15 protein-coding genes are annotated in these 14,115 nt (G+C 70.6%); 5 read left to right on the top strand and 10 right to left on the bottom strand.

Features of this window, described 5'->3' with window-relative positions; genetic code table 11:
* The 7 genes from OO60_RS31070 to OO60_RS31100 are packed head-to-tail and all read right to left on the bottom strand — an operon-like array spanning position 1 to position 8,566.
* Positions 1-849, bottom strand: a complete 849-nt coding sequence (locus OO60_RS31070; protein ID WP_081655997.1) for a carbohydrate ABC transporter permease — start codon at positions 847-849, stop codon at positions 1-3.
* Entirely contained in the window at positions 840-1,772 is a 933-nt protein-coding gene (locus OO60_RS31075) for a carbohydrate ABC transporter permease (RefSeq protein ID WP_004558789.1), read from the bottom strand. Before OO60_RS31075 ends, OO60_RS31070 begins: the two co-directional genes overlap by 10 nt.
* The gene (locus tag OO60_RS31080; RefSeq protein WP_004558790.1) at positions 1,772-3,055 is read right to left on the bottom strand and encodes an extracellular solute-binding protein; all 1,284 of its coding nucleotides are present in this window, start codon (positions 3,053-3,055) and stop codon (positions 1,772-1,774) included. The genes OO60_RS31075 and OO60_RS31080 overlap by 1 nt, the downstream gene beginning before the upstream one ends.
* 59 nt (positions 3,056-3,114) lie before the next feature.
* Positions 3,115-4,239: a lactonase family protein gene (locus tag OO60_RS31085; RefSeq protein WP_004558791.1), complete on the bottom strand. Its 1,125-nt coding sequence runs from the start codon at positions 4,237-4,239 to the stop codon at positions 3,115-3,117.
* Between the two features lie 48 nt (positions 4,240-4,287).
* Positions 4,288-5,676, bottom strand: a complete 1,389-nt coding sequence (locus OO60_RS31090; RefSeq protein WP_004558792.1) for a GntP family permease — start codon at positions 5,674-5,676, stop codon at positions 4,288-4,290.
* Complete coding sequence (locus OO60_RS31095) at positions 5,673-7,268, bottom strand: N-acyl-D-amino-acid deacylase family protein (RefSeq protein ID WP_033262650.1); 1,596 nt, start codon at positions 7,266-7,268, stop codon at positions 5,673-5,675. Before OO60_RS31095 ends, OO60_RS31090 begins: the two co-directional genes overlap by 4 nt.
* Positions 7,268-8,566 (bottom strand): amino acid deaminase, encoded by a 1,299-nt coding sequence (locus OO60_RS31100; RefSeq protein WP_033262651.1) that lies wholly within the window; start codon positions 8,564-8,566, stop codon positions 7,268-7,270. Before OO60_RS31100 ends, OO60_RS31095 begins: the two co-directional genes overlap by 1 nt.
* Before the next feature lie 151 nt (positions 8,567-8,717).
* Here OO60_RS31100 and OO60_RS31105 point away from each other — a divergent pair, with 151 nt between their 5' ends.
* Genes OO60_RS31105 through OO60_RS31115 form a run of 3 tightly spaced genes read left to right on the top strand, consistent with a single transcriptional unit; the run spans position 8,718 to position 10,791 of the window.
* A complete protein-coding gene (locus OO60_RS31105; protein WP_240490820.1) occupies positions 8,718-9,653 on the top strand; it encodes a sugar kinase in 936 nt (311 codons plus the stop codon).
* Positions 9,650-10,408 (top strand): IclR family transcriptional regulator, encoded by a 759-nt coding sequence (locus OO60_RS31110; RefSeq protein ID WP_004558797.1) that lies wholly within the window; start codon positions 9,650-9,652, stop codon positions 10,406-10,408. The genes OO60_RS31105 and OO60_RS31110 overlap by 4 nt, the downstream gene beginning before the upstream one ends.
* A complete protein-coding gene (locus OO60_RS31115) occupies positions 10,408-10,791 on the top strand; it encodes a RidA family protein (RefSeq protein ID WP_004558798.1) in 384 nt (127 codons plus the stop codon). The genes OO60_RS31110 and OO60_RS31115 overlap by 1 nt, the downstream gene beginning before the upstream one ends.
* A 15-nt stretch (positions 10,792-10,806) precedes the next feature.
* Here OO60_RS31115 and OO60_RS31120 read toward each other — a convergent pair whose 3' ends face one another.
* The 3 genes from OO60_RS31120 to OO60_RS31130 all read right to left on the bottom strand — a co-directional run bounded on the left by OO60_RS31120 (position 10,807) and on the right by OO60_RS31130 (position 13,033).
* Positions 10,807-11,802 (bottom strand): 1-aminocyclopropane-1-carboxylate deaminase, encoded by a 996-nt coding sequence (locus OO60_RS31120; protein WP_004558799.1) that lies wholly within the window; start codon positions 11,800-11,802, stop codon positions 10,807-10,809.
* Complete coding sequence (locus tag OO60_RS31125) at positions 11,799-12,434, bottom strand: GntR family transcriptional regulator (protein ID WP_004558800.1); 636 nt, start codon at positions 12,432-12,434, stop codon at positions 11,799-11,801. The genes OO60_RS31120 and OO60_RS31125 overlap by 4 nt, the downstream gene beginning before the upstream one ends.
* 239 nt (positions 12,435-12,673) lie before the next feature.
* Entirely contained in the window at positions 12,674-13,033 is a 360-nt protein-coding gene (locus tag OO60_RS31130; RefSeq protein WP_039912127.1) for a DUF1844 domain-containing protein, read from the bottom strand.
* Between the two features lie 198 nt (positions 13,034-13,231).
* Between OO60_RS31130 and infC the strand changes: the two genes are divergently transcribed.
* Both infC and rpmI read left to right on the top strand, forming a co-directional pair.
* On the top strand, positions 13,232-13,840 hold the full coding sequence (gene infC / locus OO60_RS31135) for a translation initiation factor IF-3 (RefSeq protein ID WP_063749428.1): 609 nt from the start codon (positions 13,232-13,234) through the stop codon (positions 13,838-13,840).
* Positions 13,841-13,909: 69 nt separating this feature from the next.
* On the top strand, positions 13,910-14,104 hold the full coding sequence (gene rpmI, locus OO60_RS31140; protein WP_004559057.1) for a 50S ribosomal protein L35: 195 nt from the start codon (positions 13,910-13,912) through the stop codon (positions 14,102-14,104).
* The last annotated feature ends 11 nt before the right edge of the window (positions 14,105-14,115 follow it).

The following is a 14,115-nucleotide window of genomic DNA, read 5'->3' on the forward strand; positions in this document are numbered from 1 at the left end:
TCAGCCCTTCACGGCGCCGGCCATGCCGGACACCAGCCGTCGTTGGACCAGGACGAAGAACACGAGCACCGGGATCGTCATCAGCGTCGAGGACGCCATCACCGCGCCCCAGTCGGTGTCCTCCGGCTTGAAGAACACCAGGATCGCCTGCGGCAGCGTCTGGTTCTCCGTCTTGGAAATGATGAACGTCTTGGCGAACAGGAAGTCGTTCCAGGCGTGGATGAACGCCAGCACGCTGACCGCGACCAGCCCGGGCGCCACCAGCGGGAACAGGATCTGCCAGGTGAACCGCACCCGCGACGCACCGTCGAGCTTGGCGGCCTCTTCGAGTTCCACCGGCACCGCGGCGACGAACCCCCGCAGCATCCAGATCGCGAACGGCAGGCTGAACGCCAGGTGCACCAGCACCAGCGAACCCAGCTCGTTCAAGCCGAAAGCCGGTACGACCCCGCCGAGCTGGCGCATCAGGAAGAACAGCGGGATGGTCAGCGCCTCCACCGGCACCATCTGGGCGACCAGCGTCATCACCAGCAGCACGGTCCGGCCCTTGAAGGAGAACCGCGTCAGCGCCACCGCCGAGAGGAACGACAGCAGCAGCGACAGGGCCACGACGACCAGGGCCACGACCAGGCTGTTGACGAAGTACCGCCCGAAGCCCGACACCGTGAGCACGCGCGAGAAGCTGTCGAACGACGGGCTGAACGTCCACGGCTTCGGGTTCGCCGACTGGATTTCGCCCGGCGGTTTCACCGCCGACAGCAGCATCCAGTACAGCGGGAACGCGACCACCCCGGCGATCACCACGGTGACGACCTCGGCGAGCAGCCGCCCCGGACGTTTCACAGCCATGCCGCGCTCCGGCGTTGCGACCGGACGTACAGCCCGGTGACCGACAGCAGCAACAGCGTCATCACGACTCCGATCGCCGAGCCGAGGCCGTACTCCTGCCCGGCGAAGGCTTGCTGGTAGGCGTAGACGTTGAGCACGAGGTTGCGCCCGGCCACGCCGCCGCCGTTGGTCATCACGTAGATCTGGGTGAACACCTTGAAGTCCCAGATGATCGACTGGACGGTCGCGATCATCAGCAGCGGCCGCACCATCGGCAGCACGATGGTCCACGTCGTGCGCCACGCCGACGCGCCGTCGAGCGACGCGGCCTCCAGGACCTCGTCCGGCACGCCCTTGATCCCGGCGTACATCGTGACCAGCACGAACGGGAACGAGCACCAGATGACCTCGGCCGCGACCAGCCCGAACGCGCCGAGCGTGCCGAAGGTCCACGAGTGGTGCTCGAACGGCAGCCCGAGGCCGGTCAGCACCTCGTTGACCAGCCCGAAGTCGGTGTCGAAGAGGAACAGCCAGACGTAGGAGCCCGCGATCGCCGGCGTCGACCACGCGCCCAGCGCGGCCAGGAACAGCAGCATCCGCGGCAGCGAACGCACCCGGCCGGCCAGCACGGCGAGCCCGGTGCCGACGACGAGCGAGCCGGCGACGCAGGCCGCGGCGAACCCGACCGTCTTGCCCAGCACGGTCCAGAACTGCGCCTGGGACAGCAGGTCGGCGTAGTTCGCGAAGCCGAGGAACACCAGGGGTGCGTTGCCCGCGGCCTGCGGCTGGCCGTAATCGTAGAACGAGATCAGGACCAGCTGGTAGATCGGGTAGGCCAGCAGCGCGGCGAGCAGGATCCCGGCCGGGGCGAGGTAGAGCGCGGCGGCCCGGCCGTCCCGCCGCCGCGCCTTCCGGGCGACGGGACGGACTTCCTGGGCCACCACTACCCGAAGGCCTTGTTCATCGCGGCGGCCGCGTCGGCGAGCGCCGCCGCCGGGTCCTTCCCGCCGGTCGCGATCTGCTGGACGGCGGTCGGCAGCACGTTCTGGCTGTCGATCTTCGACCACGCCGGCGTCGCCGGGACGAACTTGGTGCCGGACTTGAGCGTGTCGACGAACGGCTTGAGGAACGGGTCGTTCGCCGCGAGCTTCTGCTGCACCGTGCTCAGCGTGGGCAGGTTGCCCATCGCGGTGTACATCTTCTCCTGGTACTTCGCGCCGCCCAGGAGCTCGACGAACTCCAGCGCGAGGCTGCGGTGCTTGCTCGCGTTGAACACGCCCAGGAGGTTCCCGCCGGCGAACGCGGGCGCGATGGTGCCCGCGGTGGCACCCGGGATCGGCACGACGGCGTACTTGCCCTTCACCGCGCCCTGCTCGACGGCCTTGCGGTTGAAGTCGCCGCCGATCGTCATCCCGGCCTTGCCACCGGCGAACGCCGTCACGCTCTGCGTGCCGGTCAGGTTCGCGCACTGGGCGGGCGGGCAGACGTCGTCCTTGAGCAGGCTCGCGTACTGGGTCACGCCCGCCTTGGCTTGGTCACCGGTGACGGTCGACGTCCACTTGCCGCCGTCGTCCTTCGCGAGTTCGCCGCCGTTGGCCCACAGGAACGGCAGCATCGCGTAGGTGTACTTGCCGCCGACGGCGATGCCGTAGAGGTCCGGCTTGGCGGCGCGGATCCGGCGGGCGGTGTCGGTCAGCTCGGCGAGCGTGGCCGGCGGCTTCAGGCCGAGTTCGGTGAACACGTCCGTGCGGTAGTACAACGCGCGGATGCCGGTGTACCAGGGCAGGCCGTAGGTCTTGCCGCCGGACTTCGCGGTGTCCAGCACGGTCGGGATGAGGTCTTTGCCCTCGCTCCACGCCGCGAGGTCGCCGGTCAGGTCGGCGAGCGCGCCGGTGGCGGCGTAGCTGGAGACGTCGGTGTTGCCGAACTCGGCGACGTCGGGGGCGTTGGCGGGGTCGTTGAAGGCACCGGAGAACTTGTCGGCGCGGCCTTCGACCGGCACCCACTGGACGTCGACCTCGGCGCCGGAGTGCGCGGCCTTGAACTCGGTGATCGCTTCCTTGACCGCGGCTTCCTTCGGGGCGCGGTTGGCTTCGTCGAACAGCCAGACGCGGACGGTGCCGGTCTTGTCGTCCCCGCCGCCGCCCGCGGGCGCGGACTGGGTGGGCGCGCAGCCGGCCAGCAGGGCCAAACCGGCGACGACGGGCAGGGTGCGGCGCAGTCTCATGGTGAACCTCCCGTGGGGCCGTCGTGAGTGGTAAGGCGAGTTAGAACTCGCCTTACCACTCACGAGGCGAAGTAGACGGAGTTGACGCTGCCGACGGCGAGCGAACCGGCGGGCGCGCCGGGCAGGCCGGTGGCCGGGTCGCGCGGCAGCCAGGTGACGGTGCCGGAGCGCTGGTTCGAAACGTAGAACCAGTTTTCGGCCGGGTCGAGGGCCACGTGCCGCGGCCAGTTGCCACCCGTGGGCACTGTCGACACGAGCTTCAGCGTGGCGCCGGAAACGGAGAAGGTGGCCAGCGTGTTGGGGCCGCGGACGGTGGCGTAGGCGAACTTCCCGTCCCGCGACAGGACGATCTCGCCCGGGTACAGCTCGCCGGTGCTCCCGGCGGGCACGGCCGGGACGACCGAGAGCGCTTTCAGCGTTCCGGTGGCCGCGTCCCAGCTCGCCACCGTCACCTCCGGCCGCAGTTCCTGCAGGATGTAGGCGAACTGCCCGGTGCGGTCGAACGCGAGGTGCCGCGGCCCGGCCCCGGCGGGCAGCTTCAGCTGCTGGTGCAGCGAAAGCTTCCCGGCCGAGAAGCCGTAGACGTACACCGAGTCCGCGCCGAGGTCGACCGACAGCACCCAGCGGCCGGTCGGGTCGTTGACGACCTGGTGGGCGTGCGCCTGCCCGGAGTCGGCGTGGTGGGTCACCAGGTCGGTGGCCGCGCCGAGCTTGCCGCCGGCCAGGATCGGCAGCACGACGACGCTGCCCGAGCTGTAGTTGGCGGCCAGCACGTACTTCTCGCTCGAGTGCACCGAAAGGTGCGTCGGCGCACCGCCCTTCGACGAAACCTTGTTGAGCAGCTTCGGGTTCGCGGGATCGGCGATGTTCAGTGCCGAGACGTACCCGTTCGGGTCGCCTTCGTTGGTGACGTACAGCGTCTTGCCGTCGGCGCTGCGGTCGAACCACGACGTGTCGGTGATGCCCGGCACCGTGCGGACGGGGTTCAGCGTGGCGCCGGACCGGGTCGTGACGTCGAGCCCGTGTCCGGTCGCCCCGCTGGTGTAACTGCCGAGGTACACGGTTCCTCCGGCGAAACAGCCTTTCGGCGTGGTGGCCGCCGAAGCGAGCCGGCTGCCGAGAACGGTGGCGGCGCCCGCGCCGGCCGCGGCGCCGAGGAACGTGCGACGGGTGAGTCCGGTCATCGTCTTTGTCTCCCAACGGGTTTCGGCGGTGACGGACTCCAGTATGGTCTAGACCACGGCCATGAGCAATGCCGAAACCCCGAAACCGGACAGGGAAAGCACGGTTTCCAGCGCGGTCCAGGACTTCAGCGTCTGCGGCACGGTCAGGTTGAAGTACCGCGAAACGATCCAGAAGCCGCCGTCGTTGACGTGCGAAGCGATGATCGAGCCCGCCGAAATCGCCATCACCAGCAGCGCCAGCTGGATCTGCGTGTACCCGAGCTGGGCCACGGTCGGCGCGATGATCCCGCTCGTGGTCACGATGGCCACGGTCGCCGAACCCTGCGCGATCCGCATGCCACAGCTGATCACGTACGCCGCGAGCAGCACCGGCAGCCCGGCGTCGTGCAGCGAGTCGGCCACGGCCTTGCCGATCCCGGTGGCCGAGAGCACCGCGCCGAAGAACGCGCCCGCCCCGACGACCAGCAGGATCATCGCGACCGGCCGCAGCGACTTCGCGGCCAGCTCGTTGAGGTCCTTGCCGGTGAACCCGCGCCGCAGGCCCAGCAGCCAGGACGCGAGGAGCACGGCGACGGTCAGCGCGACCGCGGGCGTCCCGATGAACGCGGCGACCCCGGCGAGCGCGGACCCCTTCGGCAGCCAGATGCTGCCGAACGTGCCGGCCAGGATCAGCACCAGCGGCACCGCGATGATCGCGGCGACCAGCCCCAGCGACGGCGGGTTCTCCTCGCGCTCGCCGTCTTCTTCGGCGAACACCATGTCCTCGGGGACGTCGACGGTGATGCGCTTGCCGATCCACGTCGAGTACAGCACGCCGCCGATCAGGAACGCCGGGATCCCGCAGGCCAGGCCCATCAGGATGATCCAGCCGAGCTCGACGTGCAGCAGGCCGGCCGCGGCCACCGGACCCGGGTGCGGCGGCAGGAAGGCGTGCGTGATCGACAGGCCGGCCAGCAGCGGCATCGCGTACAGCACCAGCGACCGGCCGCCCTGGCGCGCGGCGACGTAGACCAGCGGCGCCAGCACGAAGATGCCGATGTCGAAGAACACCGGGATGCCGAAGACGAACCCGGCGACCCCCATCGCCAGCGGCGCCCGCTTCTCGCCGAACGACCGCAGCAGCGCGCCCGTCAGCACCTTCGCGCCACCCGAGCGTTCCAGGATCGAACCGAGGATCGTGCCGAGGCCGATGATCGCCGTGATGTGCCCGAGGATGCTGCCGAACCCCTTTTCCAGCAGGGAATCCGACGCCTTCTGGGCCGACCCGACGATCGTGCCGACCGGCAGGCCCGCGGCCAGTGCCGTCAGCAGGCCGACGACGATCAGCGCGATGAACGGTTCCAGCTTGAGCTTGATGATCAGCACCAGCAGGACGGCGATCGAGACGGCGGCGAGCGTCAGCAGCCCGCCCGTGGTGTGTTGCAGCCAGTGGATCATCGGGCTCTCCGGGGGTTGCGCAGGGAGTGGCCGGCGAGGGCGCCGGTGGGGGTTCCGTCGTCGAGGGCGGCGACGCCGTTGACGAAGACGTGGGTGATCCCGGCGGCGGCCTGCCGGGGATCGTCGAAGGTGGCGGTGTCGGTGACCGCCTCGGGGTCGAACAGCACCAGGTCGGCGGCGTACCCGGCGCGGATCAGGCCGCGGTCGGCCAGCCGCAGCCGCCGCGCGGCCCGCCCGGTCAGGTGGGCGACGCACTCGGCGAGGTCCAGCACGCCGAGCTCGCGGACGTACCGGGCGAGGTAGCGCGGGAACGTGCCCCACGCGCGCGGGTGCGGCCGGGCGCCGACGAGGAGGCCGTCGCTGCCGCCGGTGTGCGTCCGGTGCCGCATGATGGCCTGGACGTTCTCCTCGTGCCCGACGTGCATCAGGCACGACGTCCCGAGCCGCTCGTCGAGGAGGGTGTCGAAGTACAGCTTCGCCGGCTCGGTGCCTTGTTTCGACGCCGACGCGGCCACGCTGTGCCCGACCAGGTGGGCGTTGCGCTCGTTGCGGACACCGTTGATTTCGATGGCGTCCCAGTCGATCGGGACGCCGTGGGCACCGTCCGAACCGGACTCTTCGATCTCGGCGCGGATCCGCTCGCGTTCGTCCACATCGGACAGCCGGGCGAGGGTGGCGTCCAGCCCGCCTTCGGTGGCCCAGCTCGGCAGCAGCGCGCTCAGGTAGGTCGCGCCCGGGAGGTACGGGTAGGTGTCCAGGGAGATGTCGCAGCCGTCGTCGAGGGCGTCGTCGAGCAGCTTCAGCAGGTCGGGCGCCTTGCCCTTGTTGACCGAGAAGTTCATCGTGGCGTGGGCGAGGTGCAGCGGGCAGCCCGACCGCCGCGAGACGTCGATCATCTCGGCGAAGGCGTCCAGCGCGCCCTTGCCGTAGCTGCGGTGGTGCGGGCTGTAGAACCCGCCGTGCTCGCCGACCACCCGGCACAGCTCGACCAGCTCGCTGGTTTCCGCGTACATCCCGGGCGTGTAGGTGAGGCCGGACGACATCCCCATCGCGCCCTCGGCCAGCCCGGTGGCGACCAGCTCCTTCATCCGGTTCAGCTCGGCCTCGGTGGCCGGGCGGTCGTCCCAGCCGACGGCGAGCATCCGGACCGTGCCCTGCGGCACGAGGTAAGCCGCGTTGACAGCGATGCCGCGGTCCAGGCGGTCGAGGTACTCGCCGACCGAGCGCCAGTTCCAGTCGAACCCGGCCGGGTCGTCGTTCCAGCCCGCCAGCTGCTGCCGCAGCGGTTCGAGCACGGTGTCGTCGACCGGCGCGTACGACAGGCCGTCCTGCCCGAGCACCTCGGTCGTCACGCCCTGGGTGATCTTGGCCGGGTGGTCCGGATTGACCAGCAGCTGCAGGTCGGAGTGCGAATGCATGTCGATGAACCCGGGCGCGAGCACCAGGCCGCCGGCGTCGATGATCCGGCCGCCGGTCAGCGAACCGGCGTCGGCGACCTCCGCGATCTTCCCGCCGGCGATGCCGACGTCGTGGCGGGACAGCGGATCGCCGGTGCCGTCGGCGACCAGCGCGTCCCTGATGACGACGTCCATCAGAACCACGTCCGGACGTAGCCGACGACGGTTTCGCCGTCGGCCGCGGTCACCGGCAGCAGCGGCCACTTGTCGAACACCGTGCACGGGTGGGACATCCCGAGCCCGATCCAGTCGCCGACCTCGACCGGGGAACCCGGCGGCAGCGCGAGGAAGGCGTGCTGGTCGTTCAGCTTGGTGATCGTGTGGCCGTCGAGGGGTTCGGCGGGGCCGTCCGGGGTCCGCCGCAGCTGCGGTTCCGGCAGGCCTTCGTCGAAGGAGGCGTCCCGCTTGCCGATGGTGAGCAGCGCGAGCTCGTCCGACGGCTTCGACGTCACCTGCGCCCACGCCCGCAGCGCGGGCCGGAAGGAGTCGACACCGTCGATGCGCGGGTGATCGCCCAGCGGGGAGATCTCGCGGTAGAAGCCGTCGTCGTGGGTGACGTAGGCGCCGCTGCGCAGCACCGGCAGCACGTCGAGGCCGTCCGGCCACGGCTTCGTCAGCTCGTTCGCGACCTGGTCGAAGTACGCGCTGCCGCCGGCGGTGACGATGATCTGCCCGTCGAGGAGTCCCTTGTCCGCCAGCGAGATCGCCAGGTCGCGCAGATCGTCCACATAGGAGCTGATCTTGTGCAACGCGGCTTCGTCGGTGCCGTGGGACAGCGCGCCTTCGTAGCCGCCGGTGCCGCGCAGCCGCAGCACCGGGCTGGCGTGGACCGCTTCGGCGACCGCCAGTGCGGTCGCGGTGTCGCGGACCCCGGTGCGGCCGCCGTCGGCGCCCACCTCGACCAGGACGTCCACCGGCCGCTCGGCGCCTTCGAGGGCCGTGGTCATCAGCTCGACCCCGCGCACCGAGTCGGCCCAGCAGACGAACTCGAAGTCCGGGTCGGCGGCCAGTTCGGCGGCCAGCCAGCGCAGGCCGGCCGGGTCGAGCAGCTGGTTGGCCAGCAGGATCCGGGACACGCCGAACGCGCGGTAGATCCGGAGGTGACCGGCGTTCGCGCAGGTCACGCCCCACGCGCCGTGCTCGATCTGGCGGGTGAACAGCTGCGGCGCCATGGTGGTCTTGCCGTGCGGGGCGAGCACGACGCCGCGGGCGGCGCACCAGGCGGCCATCGTCCGCAGGTTGTGTTCGAGCGCCTCCTCGTCCAGGACGACGAAGGGCGCGAAGAACCCGTCGGTGAACAGGTTGAGCCGGCGGTCCGCGGCTTCTTCCAGCGTGAGCCCGCTCAGTGCGGGGGCAGCGGAGCGGAAGCGCCAGTCGATCCGCTCCTGGCGGAGAGCGGCGAGCGCGGCGGCATCCATCGTGCAAGGCTTCATCGGCGGCGACCTCTGTTGCGTATGTTGCAACGACTGTTGCGCATTTTGAGTGCCATAGGTGTAGCATCCGGGTCGCCACAGGTCAACGGGGTGAAGGGCAGGGAGACGGAAAGTGACGAGCGGGCCCGAGGTGTTGTGCGTGGGCGAGACGATGGCGCTGTTCGTGCCCGCCGAACCCGGCCCGCCGGACGAGGTGAAGCGCTGGGTGCGCACCATCGGCGGCGCCGAGTCGAACGTGGCCTGCAACCTGCCGACGCTGGGCGTGCGCAGCGGCTGGGTGAGCGCGGTCGGCGACGACCCGTTCGGGCGCGCCATGCTGCGCGAGGTCGCGTCCCACGGTGTCGACGTCAGTGCCTGCGTCATCGACCCGACGCGCCCGACCGGGCTCTACGTCAAGGAAAGCGGCGCCGGTGGCAGTCCGGTGCGCTACTACCGGTCGGGCTCGGCCGCGTCCGGGATGGGGCCGTCGCTGCTGGACCGGCTGGACCTCGGCGGCGTCCGCGTGCTGCACCTGTCGGGGATCACGCCCGCGCTCTCCGACAGCTGTCTCGCGCTGGTGCGCGCGCTGCTGGAGTTGCCGCGCGGCGACCGGCTGGTCTCGTTCGACGTCAACCTGCGGCCCGCGCTCTGGACGGGCCGCGACCCCGGCCTGCTCGCCGAACTGGCCGGACAGGCCGACATCGTCCTGACCGGCGACGACGAGGCCCGGCACGTGTGGGGGACCGGTGACCCGGCCGAGCTGCGGGCGCTCCTGCCGGGGCCGCGCACGCTCGTGGTCAAGCACGGCGAGCGCGGCGCGACGCTGGTCGAGGGCGAACCGCTGTTCGCGCCCGCACTGGCGGTCGACGTCGTCGAGCCGGTCGGCGCCGGTGACGCCTTCGCCGCCGGGTTCCTCGCCGCGACCCTGCGCGGCGCCACCCCGCTGGAGCGGCTCCGGCAGGGGCACCTGCAGGCCGCCGTCACCCTGCTCACCCACGACGACGTCGGCGTGCCGCTGCCACCGGAGGTCGTGGATACCCTGCTGCACGCGGATCCGGACGAGTGGCGTTCGGCGCGGCTGACCGGAGAGGGCGTGGTGCTCACATGAGCCAGAGCTTGGACCGCGCGCTGACGCTGCTGACCTCGATCGCGCAGGACGCGCGGACCCTCGACGACCTCGCCGACGAGATCGGCGTGCACAAGTCGACCGTGCTGCGCCTGCTGCGCACCCTGGAGCAGCACCACTTCGTCCGCCGCGAAGGTGCCCGCCACTACCGGCTCGGCAGCGCCATGTTCGACCTGGCCAACCAGGCTCTGGACTCCTTCGACGTCCGGCGCAGCGCCCAGCCCGCGCTCGCCGCGCTCAACGCGCGCACCGGGCACACCGTGCACCTGGCCAGCTACGAGGACGGCGAAGTCGTCTACATCGACAAGTTCGAGGGCCGGCACTCGGTCCGGATGTACTCGCGCATCGGCAAACGCGCGCCGCTGCACTGCACCGCGGTGGGGAAGGTGCTCGTCGCGGCGATGCCCGTGGCCCGCCGCGAGGAGATCGCGCGGTCGATCGAGTACCCGGTGCGGACACCGAACACGATCACCACACCCGCGGAGTACCTGGCGGAGCTGGAGCGCGTGGCCGAGCGCGGGTACGCGGTCGACAACGCCGAACACGAGGACTTCATCCACTGCATCGCGGCACCGGTGCGGGGGACCGGCGGCGAGGTGCTGGCCGCCGCGTCGATGTCGGTGCCGAAGGTGCTGCTCGACTACGAAGGACTGCTCGCGCTGGTGCCCGAACTGCGGGCCGCCACCAGGGAAGCTTCCGTCCACAGTGGATGGACGGAGAACGGAAAGGGGCACTGATGAGCAAGACGGCAGTTTCCACCGAGAACGCGCCGAAGCCGCCGGCGAAGTTCTCGCAGGCCGTCCGCAAGGGGAACCTGCTGCAGGTCGCCGGCCAGGTCGCGTTCGACCCGGCGACGAACGAGATCGTCGGCGACGACGTCGTGGGCCAGACCCGGCAGACGTTCAAGAACATCGAGGCCGTGCTGGCGGAGGCGGGCGCGAGCCTCGCGGACGCGATCATGGTCCGGGTGTACCTGACCGACACCGCGCACTTCGCGCCGTTCAACGAGGTCTACAACGAGCTGATCGGCGACGCCCCGCACGCGGCGCGCACGACGGTGTACGTCGGGCTGCCGGGCGAGCTGCTCGTCGAGATCGACGTCCTCTGCGTGCTGGACTGACCCGGAGCCGGGCGGTCAGCCCAGGACGCTCGTGTAGCCGTTCAGGGCTGGCTGCCCGCCCAGGTGGGCGTAGAGGACGTTCGAGTCGCGGGCGATCTCGCCGCGGCCGACGAGGTCGATGAGTCCCGCCATCGACTTGCCCTCGTACACCGGGTCGGTGATCATCCCCTCCAGCCGGGCGCACGTCTCGATCGCGTCCACAGTGGACTTGTCCGGGACGCCGTAGATCCCGGCGTGGTAGCGGTCGTCCAGCTCGACGTCGGGCAGCTCGCCGCCGCCGATCAGCTCCGCGGTGTTCCGCGCGATGCGCGTGACCTGCTCGCGGGTCTCGGCCGGCTTCGCCGAGGCGTCGATGCCCAGGATGCGCCGGTTCTTGCCGATGGTCGTCCCCGCGACCATCCCGCCCTGGGTGCTGCCGGTGACCGAGCAGACGATCACGGTGTCGAAGAAGACGCCCAGTTCTTCCTCTTGTTCCTCCAGTTCGACGATCCAGTTCGCGAAGCCGAGCCCGCCGAGCCGGTGGTCCGACGCGCCGGCGGGGATGGCGTACGGCTTCCCGCCTTGCGCTTCGACCTCGGCGACGGCGTTTTCCCACGCCTCCTTGAAACCGATGCCGAAGCCGGCCTCGACGAGCCGGACGTCCGCGCCGAGGATCCGCGACAGCTGGATGTTGCCGACCTGGTCGTAGAGCGGATCGTGCCAGTCGACCCAGCTTTCCTGCACCAGCACGGCCTTGAGCCCGGCCCGCGCGGCGGCCGCGGCGACCTGGCGGGTGTGGTTGGACTGGACGCCGCCGATGGAGACGAGCGTGTCGGCGCCCTGGGCGAGCGCGTCGGCGACGAGGTACTCCAGCTTGCGGGTCTTGTTGCCGCCGAACGCGAGGCCGGAGTTGACGTCCTCGCGCTTGGCCCAGACCTTCGCGCCGCCGAGGTGTTCGGTGAGCCGGTCGAGCGGGTGCACCGGCGACGGCCCGAACAGCAGCGGGAAGCGCGGGAAGGCGGCGAGGGTCATCGGTCCTCCAGGAGGTCGGTCCAGATGGTGGAAATCACGGAAACGGCTTCGTCGGCGTCGTGTTTCTCGAGCGCGTCGATGAGCCTCGTGTGGCGCTCGACGGAGTTCCAGGCCAGTGCCGAGCTGAACCGGGCGTGTTCGAGGCGGCGCAGCAGTGGTGTGTAACGGTCGAGGGTCGCGGCGACCGCGGCGTTGCCGGCCAGGCGTACGGGGACGTCGTGCAGTTCGTCGTCCGCCTGCACGGCGGCCGCGATGTCCCGGGCTTTGATGGCTTCGGCGAACCGGTCGTTGGCGGCGCGCATGGCGGCGATGTCGGCCAGGCGGCACCTCGCGGCGGCCTGGCGGACGGCGAACTCGTGCAGCAGGCGGACGATCTCGCGGGCGTCGAGGACGTCGGGGGACATGACTTCGGAGACCCGCGTGTAGCTCTGCGGCTTGGAGTCGACCAGGCCGTCGTCGGCCAGGCGCAGCAGGGCTTGGCGCACGGGGGCCTTGGACAGGCCGAGCTGGTCCGCGAGGTCGGCGTCGCGCAGCGGGGCGCCGGGGGGCAGGGTGCCGTCGACGATGGCGCGCCGGATGCGGTCGTAGGCCTCGTCGCGGAGCAGCGGACGGGCGACCTTTGAGAGACTCACATCTAACATGTTAGATGTCGGATGGTGGCTCGGCAAGATGGTGCGATGTCACTTCCGGGTGGTGTGCCGGGCCGGCAGAACCGCGTCGCGGCCGGTGGTCACGGGCGCCGTGAGCAGAGGGTGACCCGGCCGCCGGGCCGATCCCGGCGTGGCCGAGCGTCGCGAGCCCGGCAGGCCGGTCCGGCGACCGGACCGATCAGCGCGCGTCGCGCCGCCCGGCCGCCGTCCGAGCCGCCGGGTCAGTAAACCGGGCCGGTGTACTTCTCGCCCGGGCCCTGGCCGGGCGCGTCCGGCACGGCCGAAGCCTCCCGGAACGCCTTCTGCAGCGACTGCAGGCCATCGCGCAACGGACCCGCGTGCAGGCCCAGGTACTCCGCGGAGGCCGTCACCAGGCCGGCGAGCGCGGTGATCAGCCGGCGGGCTTCGTCGAGGTCGCGGTGCGGGGACGTCGCGGGGTCGGCGTCGGCGAGCCCGAGCCGCTCGGCGCCGGCCGACAGCAGCATCACCGCCGCCCGGCTGATCACCTCCACGCTGGGGATCTCGGCCAGGTGGCGGTCGTCCGGGGAATAGGGGGCCTGTTCGGAGGGTTGTTCTGACACGTCTGGTACCCTTCCACGAGCGACCAGCCCCCGAGTGATCGGGGGCGGCAAGTGGAGCCCCGCTCCCACCCGCGTCACCGTACAGGTGGCCGGGTCCGGTCTCGCCAGGACGCAAGTCCGAAGCGAAGCAGTGCCCTCCGGGGCACGATCGGAAACAGAGTGGGCCCCGCGCACCGAAACGGTGTCGGGGCCTTCGCTATGTGGGCACCAGGTCGAAACGAGAACAGGAAACATTCCTCGGACCAAGGAGGCCCCATCAGCTCCGAGACACGCATCAACGACCGAATCCGGGTGCCGGAGGTCCGGCTCGTCGGCCCCGCCGGCGAACAGGTCGGCATCGTCCGGATCGAGGATGCGCTGCGCCTGGCGCAGGAGAACGACCTCGACCTCGTCGAGGTCGCGCCGCAGGCCCGCCCGCCGGTCTGCAAGCTCATGGACTTCGGCAAGTACAAGTACGAGAGCGCGCAGAAGGCCCGCGAGTCCCGCCGCAACCAGCAGCTGACCGTCATCAAGGAACAGAAGCTGCGCCCCAAGATCGACCAGCACGACTACGAGACCAAGAAGGGTCACGTGTCGCGCTTCCTGGCGGCCGGCAACAAGGTCAAGGTCACGATCATGTTCCGTGGTCGCGAGCAGTCCCGGCCGGAGCTCGGCTTCCGGCTGCTGCAGAAGCTCGCCGACGACGTGACCGAGCTGGGCTTCGTGGAGTCGTCGCCCAAGCAGGACGGTCGCAACATGATCATGGTGCTGGCCCCGCACAAGAACGTGAAGCCGAAGGCGAAGGCCGAGACGGCCCCCGAGGCGTAAGCGCCGACCAGCACGAGTCCAGCGGCTCACCGGAATCTCCGGTGAGCCGCCGCACGAAAGAGGACACCAATGCCGAAGATGAAGACCCACAGCGGGACGTCCAAGCGCATCCGCAAGACGGGTACGGGCAAGCTGCGCCGCCAGATGACCGGCCGGCGCCACCGCATGGAGAAGAAGTCCAGCCGCGTGACCCGCCGTCTCGAGGGCACCACCGAGGTGTCGAAGACCGAGGCCGGCCGCGTCAAGCGCCTGCTCGGCATCTGATCCCGCAGAAC

Origin of the sequence: Amycolatopsis vancoresmycina, from assembly GCF_000716785.1 — a bacterium.
In the GTDB taxonomy this organism is placed as follows: Bacteria; Actinomycetota; Actinomycetes; order Mycobacteriales; family Pseudonocardiaceae; genus Amycolatopsis; species Amycolatopsis vancoresmycina.